At 64.3% G+C, this 17,068-nt stretch carries 14 protein-coding genes; 3 read left to right on the top strand and 11 right to left on the bottom strand.

Translation table 11 applies throughout. The annotated features are described in order from the left end of the window. Positions 1-76: 76 nt before the first annotated feature. Complete coding sequence (locus ACO227_RS16730) at positions 77-1,645, top strand: tryptophan halogenase family protein (RefSeq protein WP_423603272.1); 1,569 nt, start codon at positions 77-79, stop codon at positions 1,643-1,645. Positions 1,646-1,686: 41 nt separating this feature from the next. Here ACO227_RS16730 and ACO227_RS16725 read toward each other — a convergent pair whose 3' ends face one another. After that, positions 1,687-2,709, bottom strand: a complete 1,023-nt coding sequence (locus ACO227_RS16725) for a LacI family DNA-binding transcriptional regulator (protein WP_423603270.1) — start codon at positions 2,707-2,709, stop codon at positions 1,687-1,689. A 738-nt stretch (positions 2,710-3,447) separates the two neighbouring features. Between ACO227_RS16725 and ACO227_RS16720 the strand changes: the two genes are divergently transcribed. Together ACO227_RS16720 and ACO227_RS16715 are read left to right on the top strand one after the other, a co-directional pair. Further along, positions 3,448-4,431 (top strand): sterol desaturase family protein, encoded by a 984-nt coding sequence (locus ACO227_RS16720; protein WP_423603268.1) that lies wholly within the window; start codon positions 3,448-3,450, stop codon positions 4,429-4,431. A gap of 85 nt (positions 4,432-4,516) precedes the next feature. Beyond that, the gene (locus ACO227_RS16715; protein ID WP_423603266.1) at positions 4,517-5,137 is read left to right on the top strand and encodes a hypothetical protein; all 621 of its coding nucleotides are present in this window, start codon (positions 4,517-4,519) and stop codon (positions 5,135-5,137) included. A gap of 71 nt (positions 5,138-5,208) precedes the next feature. Here the strand turns inward: ACO227_RS16715 and ACO227_RS16710 are convergent, their stop codons facing one another. From ACO227_RS16710 to ACO227_RS16665, 10 genes are all read right to left on the bottom strand, one after another. Beyond that, complete coding sequence (locus ACO227_RS16710; RefSeq protein WP_423603264.1) at positions 5,209-5,526, bottom strand: 2Fe-2S iron-sulfur cluster-binding protein; 318 nt, start codon at positions 5,524-5,526, stop codon at positions 5,209-5,211. 160 nt (positions 5,527-5,686) lie between these two features. Next, positions 5,687-6,595, bottom strand: a complete 909-nt coding sequence (locus ACO227_RS16705; RefSeq protein WP_423603263.1) for a response regulator — start codon at positions 6,593-6,595, stop codon at positions 5,687-5,689. Beyond that, complete coding sequence (locus ACO227_RS16700; protein WP_423603261.1) at positions 6,585-8,069, bottom strand: hybrid sensor histidine kinase/response regulator; 1,485 nt, start codon at positions 8,067-8,069, stop codon at positions 6,585-6,587. Before ACO227_RS16700 ends, ACO227_RS16705 begins: the two co-directional genes overlap by 11 nt. 53 nt (positions 8,070-8,122) lie before the next feature. Continuing rightward, positions 8,123-9,889 carry an allophanate hydrolase gene (gene atzF / locus ACO227_RS16695; protein WP_423603259.1) on the bottom strand — a complete coding sequence of 589 codons (1,767 nt, stop codon included), beginning with the start codon at positions 9,887-9,889 and terminating at the stop codon, positions 8,123-8,125. Beyond that, positions 9,886-13,476, bottom strand: a complete 3,591-nt coding sequence (uca, locus tag ACO227_RS16690) for an urea carboxylase (RefSeq protein ID WP_423603257.1) — start codon at positions 13,474-13,476, stop codon at positions 9,886-9,888. The genes atzF and uca overlap by 4 nt, the downstream gene beginning before the upstream one ends. After that, positions 13,473-14,108, bottom strand: a complete 636-nt coding sequence (locus ACO227_RS16685) for an urea amidolyase associated protein UAAP2 (protein ID WP_423603256.1) — start codon at positions 14,106-14,108, stop codon at positions 13,473-13,475. Before ACO227_RS16685 ends, uca begins: the two co-directional genes overlap by 4 nt. Positions 14,109-14,126: 18 nt before the next feature. Beyond that, positions 14,127-14,951 carry an urea amidolyase associated protein UAAP1 gene (locus ACO227_RS16680; protein ID WP_423603254.1) on the bottom strand — a complete coding sequence of 275 codons (825 nt, stop codon included), beginning with the start codon at positions 14,949-14,951 and terminating at the stop codon, positions 14,127-14,129. Further along, entirely contained in the window at positions 14,948-15,445 is a 498-nt protein-coding gene (locus tag ACO227_RS16675) for a CopG family ribbon-helix-helix protein (RefSeq protein ID WP_423603252.1), read from the bottom strand. Before ACO227_RS16675 ends, ACO227_RS16680 begins: the two co-directional genes overlap by 4 nt. A 12-nt stretch (positions 15,446-15,457) precedes the next feature. Beyond that, positions 15,458-16,246 carry an ABC transporter ATP-binding protein gene (locus tag ACO227_RS16670; protein WP_423603251.1) on the bottom strand — a complete coding sequence of 263 codons (789 nt, stop codon included), beginning with the start codon at positions 16,244-16,246 and terminating at the stop codon, positions 15,458-15,460. Further along, positions 16,243-17,058 (bottom strand): ABC transporter permease, encoded by an 816-nt coding sequence (locus ACO227_RS16665; RefSeq protein ID WP_423603249.1) that lies wholly within the window; start codon positions 17,056-17,058, stop codon positions 16,243-16,245. The genes ACO227_RS16670 and ACO227_RS16665 overlap by 4 nt, the downstream gene beginning before the upstream one ends. Between the last annotated feature and the right edge of the window lie 10 nt (positions 17,059-17,068).

The following is a 17,068-nucleotide window of genomic DNA, read 5'->3' as shown; positions in this document are numbered from 1 at the left end:
CCGCGGGTGTGTCATGCGTCCGCGGTCAACTTTGTCGCCGCATCCGCGATGCGGCACATCGTAACGGAGAGCGGCGATGAGCGAGGGCGATCCAGCGGCGCCGGAAGCGATCCGATCGATCGCGATCGTCGGCGGCGGCACGGCGGGCTGGTCGGTGGCCGCCCAGCTCTCGCACCTTCTCCGCGGAAGCGGCACCGCGATCACGGTGATCGAATCGAGTGACGTGCCGACGGTCGGCGTAGGCGAGGCGACCATTCCGCCGATCTTCGAATTCCTGCACAATTGCGAGATCGATGAAGTCGACTTCATCCGTGCGTGCGATGCGACGTTCAAGTTGGCGATCCGGTTCGAAGGCTGGCTGACGCGCGATAGCGGCTATTGGCATCCTTTCGGCAATTTCGGGATGACGATCGACCGCCGGCCCTTCCACCACCATTGGTGGCGTCTTGCCCAGGCCGATGGCGGGCCGCATGACCTAGCCGATTATTGTCCGGCGATCGCGCTGGCCGAGCAGAACCGCCTGACCTTTCCGCCGCATCAGGCGAGCTTTCCCGGGTCGGGGCTGACCTTTGCGCTGCATTTCGATGCGGGGAAGGTCGCCGATTTCCTCGCCCGGCATGCGATGGCGAACGGGACGGCGCGCATCGTCGCCACCATTACCGATGTCGAGACCGCCGCGCCCGACCGTGTCGCGCGGCTCCGCTTTGCGGATCGCGCGCCGATCGAAGCGGATCTGTATATCGATTGTTCGGGCTTTACCGGGCTGCTTATCGAGCGCGCGCTGCGGTCGGGCTATGCCGATTGGCGCGACTGGCTGCCGTGCGACCGCGCGGTGGCGATGCCGACCCGCGTGAACCCGCCGCGCACGCCCTACGCGCTCGCCGCCGCCCAGTCGGCAGGATGGCGCTGGCGCATCCCGCTCCAGAGCCGGACCGGCAACGGTTATGTCTATTGCAGCCGATTCATCGGTGACGATGCGGCGGTGGACGAGCTGGCCGCGGCGGTCGACGCGCCGCCCCTGGCCGAACCGCGGCTGCTGCGTTTCATCCCGGGGCATCGCGAGCGGCCTTGGATCGGCAATGTCATCGCTATCGGTCTTGCCGCCGGCTTTCTCGAGCCCCTCGAATCGACGAGCATCCACCTGATTCACACGGCGATCAATCGGCTGCTGGACTATTGGCCCGACCGCCATTGCGATCCCGTGCTGGCCGACGCATTCAACCGCGAAACCCGACGCGAATATGCGCATATCCGCGACTTCCTGATGCTCCACTATCTGCCCAACCGGCGCGTCGGAGAGCCGTTCTGGGATCATGTGCGCGATCTGCCGATTCCTGACTCGCTCGTCGAAAAGCTCGCGATGTTCACCCGCGCCGGGCGGATCGTCAGCCGGCATGCCGAATTGTTCGCCGACATCAGCTGGTTCTTCGTCGCGGTTGGGATGGGATTGCGCCCGGCGAGCTATGATCCGCTCGTCACCCATTCGCCGCTCGACCAGATCGATACGATCGTCGCGCAGATGCGTACGGCGATGTCCGCATGGCGCTCGGCCGCGCCGGCTCACGATCAACTGCTCGACCGGCTGCGCGACCCGAGCGAGACCCGCCGCCCCGATTTCGCGCTCCTACGCGGCGCGCGACGCTGAGATCGAATTCTGGAGTCAGGTCAGCGAAGCCGAATCCGACTCTAGCGCGGCGGCGGGGCGGTCGATTGGCGGATCAGCAACTTGTGTTCGTGGTGAAGCTCCTCGGGATGAGGGCGCCCGTCCATGATCGCGAGCAGCAAGTCAGTCGCGTCGCGTGTCATCTCGAACACGGGCTGGTGCACGGTGGTGATCCGCGGCCATGTGATGCGGGAGATCTCCGAGTCGTCAAATCCGGTCACGGACAATTCGGTCGGCACCTCGATCCCCATTTCCCGCGCCATCATCGTGACGCCGACCGCCATGTCGTCATTCATCGCGAGGATCGCGGTCGGCCGGTCGGGGCGGTCGAGCAGGCGCCGGGCGGCTTCCTGCCCGCTCGCGAAGGTGAAGAGCCCATCCTCGATCCAGTCGAGCCGCACACGCACGTCCGCGGCCGAGAGTGCGGCGGCATAGCCTCGCATCCGCTCGCTGGTCGACCGGTGGGTCGGATCGCCCTTGATGATCGCGATGTCGCGATGTCCCAGCCCAATGACATAGTCGGCGATCTCGCGCGCAGCGGACGCGTCGTCCATGCCGACGCGCGGACCGATTTGCGGAAACAGCACGGGCGCGACCCGGGTGAAAGGCATATGGATCGCGGCCAGTCGCTCGAGGACGATGCGGCTGTCGCAGGCGGGAGGCGGAAGCACTACGCCGTCGACCGCGGCCGCGCGCAGCAACGGCACGATCTGTTCCGCATTTTCCTCGACCGAGCTGGTTGGAAGTACGATCAGCCGATAGCGTTCGCCGGTCAGCCGCTCGATCGCCCCGCGCTGGAGTTCGACGACATAGCTTGGGCTCGGATTCTCATAGACCAGTCCGATCAGATAGGTGCGCCGGCGCACCAAGCCCTGCGCGTTGACGTTGGGATGATAGTTGAGGCTGGTGACGGCGTGCATCACCCGTTCACGCAGCGCGCTCTTCACATGCGGTTCGTTGTTCAGCACGCGCGATACGGTCTTGGAGGAAACGCCCGCGACGCGCGCGACGTCCATGATCGTCACGCTCTGCTTCTTGATTCCCATATGGCTGTCGTGCCTAGGTTGACAACGTTGGTCAATCGAACTCGCATAGCTCCATGCTACGCAATCATGCGTCGGTCCGATTTGTCGCGGATTGATCTCAAGTCCAGACGGACCTCGAGTCCGCATCAGTGATTGATCAGGTGCGCCATTAGGCAATGACCCACGATGCGTAACACGCGAAGGCAGACAGATGGGCTTGTTCGCGTAAGTGAAGATCGCGTTCTATGCCATATTGGGATCGTTGGCGGTGTTGGTCGCCGCTATACCATCAAGTCAATCTACAGGCTCGCTCTTGAGCTTCGACAGATATTCTTAAGCGAGTATCGCGCACGGATGGCATCTCGCTGGGCTGTGTGAGCGAAGCGCATCAGTTCGGGCATCTGCTCCTGAATGCGGGGTGGAGGCTGCAAGCCTTCGCGTAAATGCTACTCTGCTTGTATCGTTCGCTCAATCGGCTCGGCCGTCTGCGTCCGATGTTCGGCGCCCCGTCCTCGGAGAAGCGACGCTCGGCTTGATCCGTCAATGGCGAGCGGGTTGCCGCATCAAAGGCGCATCCGAACCCTGGTCGGGTTTCAAGATCATCGGATCGGTGCGCTCTCGACCCGCGACCATGCCGAGGCCGACTGCTCTTGCCGGAGCGGCTCTCAGCTTTGACGAGAGGGGTACGTCAGATGACGTATGAGGTGGCTCCGGGGTTTCGGATAGCTTGAAGCCGATGGTCGGGGCCGCGAGGACAAAATGGACGGAGTGCGCGTAGGCAAAAGGGTGATCGGCGGACAGTCGCCGGTGACCGTGGGCTGGGAGAATATTCCCAGAGTGGAAGGCGGCCCGGTGAAGCGGTTCGTTTTCACCTGGTTCCAGCCCACGATGTTGTTCGCACTGATCGCGTTCTGGTATTATGCGCCCAATTCCATCGCCACGGCGTCGACCGCGATCGGCATCGGCATCGGCTTCAAGGTATTGCTCCTCGTCCTCGAATGGGTGAACCCACGCTACGACAGCTGGCGCCTGACCTGGAAGGAACTGATCACCGATCTATTCTATGTCTCGCTCGGCTATACGGTTCTCCGCATGGTTGACGGCTATATCGGCGACGGAGTCATGATCGAAGCCGTCCAGCAGGCTTTTAGCTGGGACAAGTTGGCGTGGTTCATTGGGCTTCCACTGCTGGTGCAGGCCTTCCTGATCTCGTTCATCTTCGATTTCGGCCAATATTGGATGCATCGCGGGATGCATAACTGGCATCCGCTATGGCTTACCCACGCACCTCATCACTATATCACCCAGTTGAACGTCAACAAAGGCGCGGTAGGCAATCCGGTAGAACTGTTCCTAATTGGACTTGGTGTCGGTGGATTTTTCGATTTCCTGCCGAGGGCGGCGCTGCTCGCGGGAACGATAGGCCTGGCGGTAAGCACTTATCAGCACATCAATGTTCGCTTCAACACGCCACGCTGGTGGCGTTACGTGTTCAACACCACCGAGCACCATAGCCTGCACCATTCGCAGGACTATGAAGCCAGCCGCAGTAATTATGCCGGCACCTGGATTATCATCGACCGCATGTTCGGCACATGCGTGGACGGCGAAGCAGAACTGCTGGGGATGGAAGGCGGGCGCCCGATGTCGATCCGCGAGACGATGACCTATCCCTTCACCGAGGGCTGGAAGGCGCTCAGGGAGCGTTTCAGCCGACCCGTGGCGGCGGTACCAGCCGAATAATGGGAACGCCTTCGTTCGCACGACCTTCCTCTATCCTTTCGTCATGCCAAGGCGGCATCGAGCCGTTTGCTCAAAAGGAGATAGCGTGAACCTGCGTTTCATCGACTGGATCTGGCACGTCAGGGGCAGCATGCCTCTCGCTCCCGGGCACTCAGAAGAGGATGCCTTTGACAGGCTCGACCCCCTGTTCCGCCAAGTCGGCACCAGCCACGAGCGGACAGGTGACACGCTGGTTTTCCGCAAGAAGGACCAGGCGGCGCAGGACAAGATGTCGGTTTTCGATGGTGGCACCTTGCGGATTGAAAATGGCGTGGCCGGGGCGGTGCTACGCTATCACCTGACCAGCCGGGCATTGCTGGGCTGCTTTCTGGCGCCGTTGCTGTTTCTGGGATTCGCTCAGTTTACCGTCGCCATGGGCAAGCTCGAGAAACCGCCAGCCGAAGCCGCGGGCAAGTCCGGGAAAGCGGCGGACGCATCGAAAAAGCCCAATAAAAAGGATGCGGAGCCGCTGCAAAATCCGATCGACAAGGCTCTGGGCGCACCCGCTCCCGAAAAGAAAAAGAAAGACAAAGGGGGCGACGAGAAACCCTCGCCCACGCCTGCCTATGTCTTTGCAGCGCTCTTCGCCGCGCTCTATGTCGTCGGGCGCATTCTTGAAGACAGGTTGATCAAGGCGCTGTTTAGAAAGAAGTTGCTGGGCTCATAAGCGCTTCGGCGCCTCGTTGCCCAGCTGTTCTTTGCTAGCGTCCGCCGCGCGTTGCGCCGTGCGGCCCGCGCTCAATCCGAGGGCGCGATGCGCAGCTTCAACCCGTCTAATTCATTGCCCAGCGCAATTTGGCAGGACAGGCGCGAATGTTCTTCCCGATGGTCGGAACCGTCCAGCAGCGCGTCCTCGTCAGGCGACATCGCCGCCAGGCTTCCAGAATAGCGGGCATCGACAATGATGTGGCAAGTAGCGCACGAGCAACACCCCCCGCACGATGCCAGCAGGTCGTCGAAGCCATTGTCACGGATGGCTTCCATCAGCGAGCCTTCGGGCATCACCTCGATCGCGCGGGTCTCGCCATTGGGTGTTTCGATTGTCAGTCTGATCATTTGAAGCCTTTTGATGGCGCCCACCCCAGAATCTAAAGTGACGGCGAGCGCCGAAGTAAGTGTCCAAATGACGTAGATGTGTAGGATTTCTGGCCGTTTTCAGCGGGCGAGCAGGGGTGCGGCCGGGGGTGCCGCAGCCGCGCTTCCGCCGCGGCCGATATCATCCCGAGACGACGCGTACCGCCAATGCGGTTGCAGCTGCGCGGGTTTCGACGCCGAGCTTTCTGAACACCTGTTCGAGATGCTTGTTCACCGTCCGCGGGCTGATACTCAGCACCTCGCTGATCGTCCGGTTGGACTTCCCATAACTGACCCACAGCAACACCTCGGCCTCCCGCCGCGTCAGACCGTGATGCTTCTGCAGCAGATCGAGGACCGCACCCTCCCGGATCTCGGTCATCCTGACCAGCGCCTCGTGCGGACGCTTGCTCTCGAGCAGAGTCATCTCGATCACGAAATCGGGAAATTCGGCACGGATCGGAGTCCGCTGCGGAGCCGGATCTTGCAACAGGCGCTCTGTCGGCGCGGCGAGGGCATCGGGCAGTCGGCCGCGGTCCTGACTCCAGCCGGGATCCACCTGAGCCAGCAGCTCTTCGGCTTTCGGCGTACACCAGACCAGCGCGCGTTGCGGATCAAGCGCGACGAGGTGCCGCCCCGCGACGTCGAGCGCAAGCCGGGACCGGTGCGACAGGCGGGCATTGGTAAGGTGGACACGAATTCGTGCGAGCAACTCGTCGATGATGATCGGTTTGCGCACGTAATCGACACCACCGGTTTCCAGTGCAGCAACCGCATGTTCGGGCTCGGTCAGGCCAGTCATGAAGATGATCGGGATGTGCGCCAGGGCAGGGTTGCGCTTGATTTGCCGGGTTGTTTCCAGGCCGCTTAGGCCGGGCATCATACCGTCCATCAGGATAAGGTCAGGCGCGACATGTTCGAGAAGCTCGAGTGCCTCCTCGCCGCTCCTGGAAATGAGTATGCTCATATCCTCGCGCTCCAAGGCATCGACGAGGAGCCGAAGTGACTCCAGCGTGTCGTCGACGACGAGGATGCGATCCTTAGTCGGCATTGGTTTGCGAAGCCCGTGCAATTGCCGCGAGCGCCTTCAGGTCGAACGAATCAAGGCACCTTCGCATTTCCTCGACGACATGGGTCGCTTCGGGATGCAACGCTGCAATCGCTTCGATCTGGGCCTCGATCCCGCGAATATGGCCGATGCGAACGAGGCGTTCGATCTCAGCGAGATAAGGCCGAATCCGCGGCGAAAGAGGCTCCCACCTGCCAGCGCGCGCTTCGGCGCGCGAGCGGTCCCCCGTGCCGGGGCCCGTCCATTCGAGCCCCAGCTGCGTTGAGATTACATCCAGCAACATATTGAATTCGAACGGCTTCATCAGAAGCATGCTATTGGCTGTGCTGTCGTTTCCGCCGGGATGGGGCTGGTGGGCATCCGATGAGAGCATCACCAGGCTTAGCGCGGCACCATGATGTTGCCGCAGAATATCCGCTGTCTCCCACCCGGACTTACCGGGCATCGAGATGTCCAGCAGGACGAGATTCGGCCGCACCCGTCCGGCGATCGCGATGCCTTCGTCCCCACCGCGCGCGGTCAAGACGTCAAAGCCCAACGGTTCGAGGAGGCTTTGCAGCAAATTCAGCTGCGCGGGATCGTCGTCGATCGCCAGGATGGTGCGCCGGGATCCTGCATATCCGGTCACGATGCCGGCAGGCGGGGCATCCGTCGGCTGCGATAGCGGCTGCGACAACATCACCCGGACGGTGAAGCGCGAGCCGCCGCCCGGTTCGCTCTCCACGCCGATATCGCCGCCCATGATATGGACCAGAGCCTGGGTAATCGACAACCCGAGACCTGCCCCGCTTTGGCGGTGCGCGGCGGCATCGCTTCCGCGTTCGAACGGATCGAAAATCCGTTCGATATCGCGGGGCCGGATGCCGATGCCGGTATCGATGACTTCCAAGGTCGCCAGCTCGTTCCGATAGCGCACCGTTAGCGCGACACTGCCCCTTTCGGTGAACTTGATCGCATTCGATAATAGGTTGATGAGCACTTGGCGCAGCCGTTTCTGGTCGCCCCGCACGAACTCGGGCAGCCCCGTTGCGCAGTTGAACCGGAAATCGAGCCCTTTGGCCGATGCCTGGGGTTCGAACATCTCGACGATCTGTTCGAGCAGTGCCGGAAAGCGAATGGTGTCGCGGCTCAGCCGCAAGGTTCCACTTTCGACCTGGGAGATGTCGAGCAGGCCCTCGACCAGGGTGATGAGGTGCTCCGAGCTGCGCCGGATCACCTTCGCTGCCTTCGCCGCATCGCTACCGTTGCTGCGTTCGAGCAGCTGGGCATAGCCGTAGATCGAATTCAGCGGCGCGCGGATTTCATGACTGACGCTCGCCAGGAAGCGGCTCTTGGCCTCGTTGGCCGCCTCCGCTGCCGCCTTGGCGCGATTGAGCTCAGTCATATGATCGTTGCTGCCGCCCGGGACGGCGTGCTGCGCGAATGCGATCAGCTTATGCAGCGCGGCCTTGATCACAGCCGTAGCCGCGGCGATCGGAGGTAGGTGTCGGCGGCGAGGGCGAACGGCACTCAGCCCCCCGTGATGTAAGCGCGCCAGCCGCCGAGATGCGTGATATCTTCGGCGCCGGTGATGGCGCGCGGTTCGGCGACGAAGCCTTTGACGCTGGTGCCGTCGGCGAGGGTCACCGTGCCGATCGCCAGCGGAGCCGGAACCTCCGCGACGAAGCTGCCGAACGCGGCGACGTCAAGTTCATAGACTTCGACTTTGATGGATGCGCCGTCTTGGCTGTGGACCAGCGCAGGCTTGGGTGGGACACTGTCCGCCATGGCATAGAGGCGGTAGGCCGGGGCAGTCTCAAAGGCGCCGACGAAGCGCGCATCGCGCGAGGTCAGCTGCCAATGCAGGGGCATGTCCTTGAGGTGGGCGCCGACGACGGCCAAGTTCACGGTTTCCATTTTTCCCTCCAGGTCGAGCGGGGGCGGGGCGGGCAGGCCAGCCGTCGCGAGATAGATTTCCGCCACCGCAAGCAGGCCATGGTCGCTGTCGGCCTGGCCGATCAGGGTGATGCCGAAGCCGGTGCCGTTGGCGCGGATGCCGGCGGGCACCGCCACGGCCGCCATGTCGAGCAGGTTCACGAAATTGGTGTAAAGGCCGAGATTGCCGTTGAGGGTGATCGGCGCCACCAGCAGCTCCCCGACGCGATAGGTCGTGCCCGTGGTCGGGAAGGCGAGTAGGTCCACCGTGTCCCACATCTCGTCGGCATGGCGCTTGAGCTCGGCCAGGCGATAGATTCCATTCCACAGATCGACCGCGCCGATGTCTTTCCCCGGCTCGACGACGCTGCGCACGGTCTCGTCGATCGCAGCCGGGTTTTCTGCCAACAGTGTTGCAATCGCGGCGGTACGTTCCGCCACCCAGGGACCGCCATAAAGCAGTCGCGCCGCCTCAAGCAGCGGCGCGATATCGAGTTCGACGATCGCGGCGCCGGCAGCGAGTCGGTCCAGCGCGCGGTCGTAGAGATATTCAGACTGGCTGTCGCCGAACCACATACGCTGGTCGCGGCGGGGCACGCCGATGCGGGCAGGCCGTATCGGCGCGTTTGCCAGCGGTTTCGACCAGGGATCGGCCGGATCGAAGCCGGCCAGGACCTGATCGATCATTCGCGCATCCGCCAGCGTATCGGTGAACACGGTGATGCAGTCGAGCGTGCGGCAGGCAGGAATGAGGCCGCGCGTGCTCCAGCGGCCCTTGCTGGGCTTGAAGCCGATCAGGTGGTTGAACGCAGCAGGCACCCGGCCGGAGCCCGCCGTATCGGTGCCTAGCGCGAAAGCCACCAGCCCCGCCGCGACGGCCACCGACGAGCCCGAGCTGGAGCCGCCGCTGATATAGGCGAGATTATAGGCGTTGCGCGGGATGCCATAGGGGCTGCGCGTGCCGACAAGGCCGGTGGCGAACTGGTCGAGATTGGTCTTGCCGATGCAGATCGCTCCGGCCGCTTCCAGCCGCTCGACCACGCCTGCCGAGCCTTCGGGGCGATAGGCAAAGGCCGGGCAGGCGGCGGTCGTCTCGAACCCCGCGACGTCGATATTGTCCTTGACCGCATAGGGCACGCCGGCCAGCGGAAGCTGCTCCCCGGCCGCGATCCGTGCATCGACCGCACGGGCCGCGGCGATCAGATCGCCGGGCGCGATCCGGCTGATCCAGATTTGCGGCTGAACCGCGTCATAGGCGGCAAGGCGGGCGAGCGTGTCCTCGACCACGGCAACCGCGCTCGTAGCTCCGCTCGCAACCGCGCCGGCGATGGCGGCGGCGCTCTGGCGGTTCAGCGCCGTCATGATGCGCGCTTCAACGCCAGCATCGGCGCGCCGGGCTGCAGCGATTGCCGTTCCTGCATGTAGAGCGCCGCGACCGTGCCGCTGGCCGGGCTTTCGAACGGGCACTCCATCTTCATCGACTCGATCACGGCGATCACTTCGCCCGCTTCGACCGCATCGCCGGGGGCCACCATCAGCTTCCAGACACTGCCGCCGAACGGGGCCTCGATCAGATCCGCCCCTTCCGGAACTTCGACCGCGACCGTCTCGACGGTGCTGGCGTCGCCGCTTTCTTCGAGGCCGGTGAAGCGGTCGAACTCGCCCGAACGCTCCCATTCGGCACGCTCTTCATCGAAGGCGGTCTGGCGCCGGCTCTCGAATGCCGCGATCGAGTCGGCGTTTCCGGCCAGGAAAGCGCGATAGTCGGCGAGGCGGAATTCGGACTCCTCGATGTGGATCGAGCGGCGGCCATTGGGGAAATCACGCCGCCAGTCGGCAAGCTCCTCGGCGCTGACCTTGAAGAAGCGGATCTGGTCGAAGAAGCGCAGCAGCCAGGGCTTGCCCTCGACGAAGGCGTCGGTTTGCCGGTGCGTGTTCCAGATTTGAATGGTTCGCCCGAACAGCTGGTAGCCTCCGGGTCCCTCCATGCCGTAGATGCACATGTAGGCGCCGCCGATGCCCACGACGTTGGGCGGGGTCCAGGTGCGGGCTGGGTTGTATTTCGTCGTGACGAGGCGGTGCCGCGGATCGACCGGCGTCGCGACCGGGGCGCCGAGATAGACGTCGCCGAGACCGAGGACGAGATAGCTCGCATCGAAAATCAGCTTCTCGACCGCATCGGCATCGGCCAAGCCGTTGATGCGGCGAATGAACTCGATGTTGTCCGGGCACCACGGCGCGTCGTCGCGCACCGCGCCCATATATTTCTCGATCGTCTCGATCGTCGCCGGGTCGCGCCAGCTCAGCGGCAGGTGGACGATGCGCGAAGGGGTCGAGAAGTCCTCGAGATCGCCCAGCGCTTTCTCGGCGTCCATCAGCGCGGCGAGCGCGCCGCGCTGATCGAGCACCTTGCCGTCGAAATGCAGCTGGAGCGAGCGGATACCGGGAACGATGTCGATCACGCCGGGCAGGGCGAGGTGCTCGAGCTCGGTCATCAGCGCGTGGACGCGGATGCGCAGCTCGATGTCGAGCACGATCGGGCCATATTCGACCAGGATGTTGCGATCGCCCTGCTGGCGGTAGACTGTGCGCGGGCGCGAGCCCTGTGCCGGGATACTGGCAAGGATCGGCGAAAGATCCGCGATGTCGCGCGCCGGCTCATCCGCCGCCAGGCTTGCCAGCGGAGCCCGATCGGCGGCGGCTGCGTCCGCGACAGTCACCGGCACGAAGCGCAGGCGATCGTCGGGGGCGAGCTGGCCGATCTTCCAGCGATCGGCCGCGATCACGGTGAAAGGACAGACGAACCCGCCGAGCGAGGGGCCATCCGGCCCCAGGATGATCGGCATGTCGCCGGTGAAATCCACCGCGCCGATTGCATAGGGGTTGTCGTGGATGTTGGAGGGATGGAGGCCTGCCTCGCCACCATCCTTTCGCGCCCAATGCGGTTTCGGCCCGACCAGGCGGACGCCGGTGCGATTGCTGTTGTAGTGGACCTGCCATTCGGCGCCGACGATCGTGGCGATGTCCTCATCGGTGAAGAAGTCAGGCGCGCCATGCGGGCCGTAGAGCACGCGGAGCGTCCAGGTTTCGCCGAAGTCCGGCGGCGGGGCAGGGGAAGCGGGCGTGCCCGGCGTTTCCGCACCGAGGTGCAGCGTGTCGCCCGCAAGCAGCCGCCGCGCCGCGTGTCCGCCGAACTGGCCGAGCGCGAACGTGCTGCAACTGTCCAGGTACGGCTGGATATCGAGCCCGCCCGCGAACAGGATGTAGCCCCGCATGCCGCCGCCCGCGACCCTGTCGAGGGCCAAGGTCTGACCGGCTGCAATATCGATGGCCGCGCCGCGCTCGACCGGTGCGCCGTCAAGCGTCGCGCCGAAATCGGCACCAGTGACGCATACGCGCGCGGGTGCATTGAACACCAGCGTCGGCCCGCTGGCGGTAACTTCGAGCCCTGGCGTGCCCTCGGGATTGCCGAGCAACCGATTGCCGATCCGGAAGGACCGGTCGTCCATCGGGCCGGATGGGGGAACCCCGATTGCCCACAAGCCCTGCCGGCCCGGCCAATCCTGCACCGTGGTCGCTGTGCCGCCGCTGAGCACGCGGATGCTGCGAGGGTGATAGGCGACCGTCTCCAGCAGCTTGGTCGAAACCTCTCCGCTGGCGAAGGATCGATTGCGGACGACCTCGCGCAGCCAGCGCAGATTGGTTTCGATGCCGTCGATCCGACTTTGGTCGAGCGTTGTCTGCATCGCCGATATCGCAGCTTCGCGCGTCGCGGCGTGAACGATCAGCTTGGCGAGCATCGGATCGTACCACGCGCTGACCACGCTGCCCGCCATGCACCAGGTTTCCGTGCGAATGCCTTCGGGGAAGCGGACGGCGGTCAGCGTGCCAATGGTCGGGCGATAATCAAGCGCGGGATCCTCGGCGTAAAGGCGCACCTGTACCGAATGCCCCCGCGGCACCGGCGGCTCGCCGTCGAGGAAGGTGAAATCTCCGGCCGCGCCGCGGATCATCCATTCGACGAGATCGATACCCATCACCTCTTCGGTGACGCCATGCTCCACCTGGAGGCGGGTGTTCATCTCGAGGAAGAAGAATTCCTGCCGGTCGGCATCAAACAGGAACTCGACGGTTCCGGCTGAGCGATACCGCGCGGCTTCGCCGAGGCGGACGGCGGCGGCGATCAGCTCGGCGCGCCTTGTTGCGGACAGGAACGGCGCAGGAGCTTCCTCGACCACCTTCTGGTTGCGGCGCTGGAGCGAGCAGTCGCGCTCGCCCAGCGGCATGATCCGGCCTGCACCGTCGCCGAAGATCTGCACCTCGATATGACGCGCACGGCCGATATAGCGTTCGAGGAATACGCCTGCATCGCCGAAATTGCCCTCACCGAGCCGCGCGACGCCCGCGAACCCCTGTCGCACGGCAGCTTCATCTTCGCAGATGCGCATGCCGATGCCGCCGCCGCCGGCCGTGGCCTTGAGGATGACCGGAAAGCCGATCTCGCGTGCCGCGCTCACGGCTTCCTCAGCGTTCGTCAGCAGGCCGGTCCCGGGCGCCAGCGGCACGCCATGCTCGGCCGCCAGTGCCCGGGCGCTGTGTTTCAGACCGAAGGTCCGGATGTTGTCCGGCGTCGGGCCGATGAACTCGATCCCGGCGGCAGCGCAGGCTTCCGCGAATTCGGTGTTCTCGGCCAGAAAGCCATAGCCCGGGTGGATGGCACCAGCACCGGTATCCTTGGCGGCCTTGAGGATCGCGGCGACGTCTAGATAGCTGTCCGCCGCCGGGGCCGGGCCGATACAAATCGCGACGTCCGCCTGCGAGACGTGCAGCGAACCGGCATCCGCCTCGGAATAGATCGCGACCGAGCGCAGGCCCATGCGGCGCAGCGTGCGGATGATCCGGGTGGCGATCGCGCCCCGGTTCGCAACCAGGACTGTATCGAAGCTCATGCAGTGACGATCATCCGTACGGGCGTGGGATTGAAGGCGTTGCAGGGGTTATTGATCTGCGGGCAGTTGGAGACGACTACGATGACGTCCATCTCTGCCCGCAGGTCGACCGTGAGGCCGGGTGCGGAAATTCCGTCGACAATCCCCAGCGCGCCGTCATCCTCCACCGGCACGTTCATGAAGAAATTGATGTTCGAAACCATGTCGCGCTTGCCGCGGCCTTCGGTGAGATTGGCCTCGAGGAAATTGTCGACGCAGGCATGTTGCGACTTGGTATGATGACCATAGCGCAACGTATTGGACTCACACGAACATGCTCCACCAATGGTGTCGTGATATTCGACCGGGGTGGCGGTGATGGTCATCATCGCGCGCCCTTCGTTCGAGCGCAGCACGCTGCCGGTGCGCAGGAACAGATTGCCCTGCGCCGAGACGGTGTCCTGGGCACTGTAGCGTTCGGCGTCGTCGGCGGCGGAATAGAGCAGGAAGTCCACCGCCTGGTTGCCTTCAAGGTCGATGATCCGCAGCGTCTGGCCGGTGGCGAGGTGGTGCAGCCAGGGGCCCCGGGCGGGTACGATCTCGTCGTGGACGACGGCACCGGAAAGGCCAGAGAGATCCGGGTCAGTGGTCATTTCGGCCCTGCGTCCTTTCTAGCGGCGGAAATAGTCTTCGACGTTCAGGAAGGCGCGCAGACCTTCCGGCGCGGCGGTGCGAATGGGGTCGTCCGCGGGCGTGACGCCGCCGCGCCAGGCCGAGACCCGCAACGGCGTAACCGTCCATTGCGCGCGTGGATCGAGCACGTGCGGGCAATTGGCGATCACGACGATCACATCCATCTCCGCGCGCAGCAGCACGGATCGCCCGGCTGCGAACGGGCCGATCAGCGGGGTGATGGTTCCGTCCCGCTCGATTCGGGTCCCCTTGAACAGATTTACGCAGGGATGAACGTCACGGCGCTGCAAGCCGTGTTTCGCCGCGCCCAGCAACAGGCGGTCGCGGCCATTGGGAAAAGCGCCGCTGTTGCGGCCCGAGCCATACTTCGCCTCGTTGGTCGCCGCGTTCGAGACTCCGCAAAAGGCGTCATGGGTGCCGGCTTCGTCGACGAGGATGCTCATCAGCACGCGGCCCATGTCCGACAGTAGCAGCTTGCCCGCGCCGAGATAGGCGTTCCATTGCACCTTCACGGTGTCCGCGACGTTGAGCCTTTCGCTCGGCATCTCGGCATTGAAAATCAGCAGCGAGGCACAGGCATCGCCTGCAAGGTCGATCAGGCGCAGGCGCGAACCGCGGGCGATCCGGCGGGTCGCATAGCCTCCGGCCGCGATCGTCTCTTCCCACAACAGGTCTTCGGCCGGGACATTGGCCGGGAGGTCTCCGGCGACCGGCGGAACCACCGGCATCGCCTCAACCACGGTGCCGGCCATGGCGCGCGCATGGTCGCGCGCAGCCATCGGATCGGCGAGCGCCTCGGTCACAGGGCGCCTCCGCTACGGGTCCCGGCATATGCGCCGGCGTCCTCCCCGCCTTCCAGTTCATGCAGTGGCGGAAGCAGGGCAGTAGTCGTGACCAGCTGCAACTGCTGCACGCCGCGGATGCTGCGCAGCGCGTCGCACAATTCCTTCAGGCGCGTCGCCGGGCCTTGCACCAGCAGCACTTCGAGCGACTGGTCGTCCTCGAGGAAGACGTGCTGGGAAGAGATGACTTCCTTCAGATAGTCGGTCTGGGTCTCGGAGAGCTGCTGCCGCACCCGGCCGCGATTGCCGCGGTAGACCAGTGTGATGGTCCCCGCGAGCATGTCTTCCGGCCGGGTCAGCGCCTCATGCTCGGCGAGGGCGTGACGGATCAGCTCGGAAATAAGCTGCGAGCGGGACGGCAGCCCGCGCTCCTCGACCATCATGTCCAGCTGATGAAACAATTCTGCGGGAAGGCTCATGCTGAGCCGGGCAAGGTTGGTGGGTTCGGTGGTCATCCCGCTGTCCTCTCAATTATTATCATTTATGTCAATCGTAATACCGTTGCTGTCGTCCGTGGTGGTATGTGCGGGCGACCTTTTGGTGAGCTGTAAGTCGTAGGCCACCACCGCTCCAAAGCGATGCGGGGCGTGCGGATCGTGGCGTCGCTTGTCCAACGTCAGCACGCGCGTGCCGAGCGAGAATGCCTCCCTGATGTCGTGCGTCACCATGATGACAGTCAGCGAATAGTCGCTCCACAACCGGGTGATGAGCGCATGCATGTCGGCCCTGATTCCCGGATCGAGCGCGCCGAATGGTTCGTCGAGCAACAGGATTCGCGGCCGCTTGATCAGGGCCTGCGCGATTGCCAGCCGCTGCTGCATGCCACCCGACATTTCCGCCGGATGGAGGTGCAGGCTATCACCCAGACCGACCGCCGCGAGCATTTCCTCCGCCTCGGAGATGGCGGCACGGCGGCGCGCGCCGAACAGCCGGGCCGTGAACGGCGCCCGCTCGCACTCCAGTCCGAACAGCGTGTTGTGCAGCACCGAGAGGTGCGGAAACACGGAATAGCGCTGGAACACGACGCCGCGGTCGGGTCCACATTCGGGGGTCAGCGGCTCGCCGTCGAGCAGGATGGTCCCGCGGGTGGGAGCCTCCTGCCCGAGAATCATGCGCAATAGGCTGCTTTTCCCCGCACCGGACGGGCCGATGACCGAAACGAAGGAGCCAGCCGCGATATCTAGCGACAGGCCTTCCAGCACGATCTTGTCGCCATATTCCACCCAGACGTTGCGGAGGTTCAGAAGCGCGCTCAATGACCGGCTCCGTGCGCCCAGGGGAAGAGGCGCCGGCTCGACCACGCCAGCAGCAAGTCCATCATGACCGCGAGCAGCGCAATCCACGCGACATAGGGCAGGATGATGTCCATCGAGAGATAGCGGCGGACGAGGAATATCCGGTAGCCGAGGCCGACGTCGGAGGCGATCGCCTCGGCCGAGATCAGGAAGACCCACGCAGGGCCGAGCGACAAGCGGAGGCCCTCAATCAGGCGCGGCATCGCCTGCGGCAAGGCGACACGCAACATCAGCTGCCAGCTGCTGGCGCCTAGCGTCTGCGCCTTGGCGATCTGTTCCTTCGGTAGCGCGGCGATATGCGCGGTAAGGTCCCGGATCATGAACGGCGCGATTCCGATGACGATCAACGCCACCTTGGATGTCTCCCCCAGACCAAAGACGATGAACAATATCGGTAGCAAGGCGATTGGGGGGATGACCGCGATCGCCGTAACCAGCGGGCCGAGCGTTGCCCTGACTGGTGGCAAAACCCCCAGCACCAGGCCGGCAAACAGCGCTGAAAGGGTGGATATTCCAATGCCCAGACCCAGCCGCTGGAGGCTGGCCAGGGTGTCTGCCAAGAACAGCAGCTGCCCGGAAAGCCGGTCCGGCTGAAACAACAGCGCAGCCATCGCCCCGGCCATCGCGTCGGGCATGGGCAGGATCTTGTCGCCCGGATTGGCCGCGTGACGGCTGGCCGCGACGACGAGGTAGAACAGCGCCAGCAGCACGATCGGTATCGCGCCGAGGATGATCCTGTTGCCTCGCCCGATCCGGCGGTTCACCCAGCGCATGAGATCGAAT

The organism is Sphingomonas sp. MS122 (assembly GCF_049532975.1).
Taxonomy (GTDB): Bacteria; Pseudomonadota; Alphaproteobacteria; order Sphingomonadales; family Sphingomonadaceae; genus Sphingomonas.
Note: the sequence above shows the minus strand (reverse complement) of the source record. Positions and strands in the feature narration are given on the sequence as shown.

Excerpts from the sequence above, each read along its gene's own strand:
- ACO227_RS16675 (WP_423603252.1), bottom strand. The coding sequence starts at position 15,445 with ATGACCACCGAACCCACCAACCTTGCCCGGCTCAGCATGAGCCTTCCC.
- uca (WP_423603257.1), bottom strand. The coding sequence starts at position 13,476 with ATGAGCTTCGATACAGTCCTGGTTGCGAACCGGGGCGCGATCGCCACC.
- ACO227_RS16665 (WP_423603249.1), bottom strand. The coding sequence starts at position 17,058 with ATGCGCTGGGTGAACCGCCGGATCGGGCGAGGCAACAGGATCATCCTC.
- atzF (WP_423603259.1), bottom strand. The coding sequence starts at position 9,889 with ATGACGGCGCTGAACCGCCAGAGCGCCGCCGCCATCGCCGGCGCGGTT.
- ACO227_RS16725 (WP_423603270.1), bottom strand. The coding sequence starts at position 2,709 with ATGGGAATCAAGAAGCAGAGCGTGACGATCATGGACGTCGCGCGCGTC.
- ACO227_RS16705 (WP_423603263.1), bottom strand. The coding sequence starts at position 6,595 with ATGCCGACTAAGGATCGCATCCTCGTCGTCGACGACACGCTGGAGTCA.
- ACO227_RS16685 (WP_423603256.1), bottom strand. The coding sequence starts at position 14,108 with ATGACCACTGACCCGGATCTCTCTGGCCTTTCCGGTGCCGTCGTCCAC.
- ACO227_RS16710 (WP_423603264.1), bottom strand. The coding sequence starts at position 5,526 with ATGATCAGACTGACAATCGAAACACCCAATGGCGAGACCCGCGCGATC.
- ACO227_RS16720 (WP_423603268.1), top strand. The coding sequence starts at position 3,448 with ATGGACGGAGTGCGCGTAGGCAAAAGGGTGATCGGCGGACAGTCGCCG.
- ACO227_RS16730 (WP_423603272.1), top strand. The coding sequence starts at position 77 with ATGAGCGAGGGCGATCCAGCGGCGCCGGAAGCGATCCGATCGATCGCG.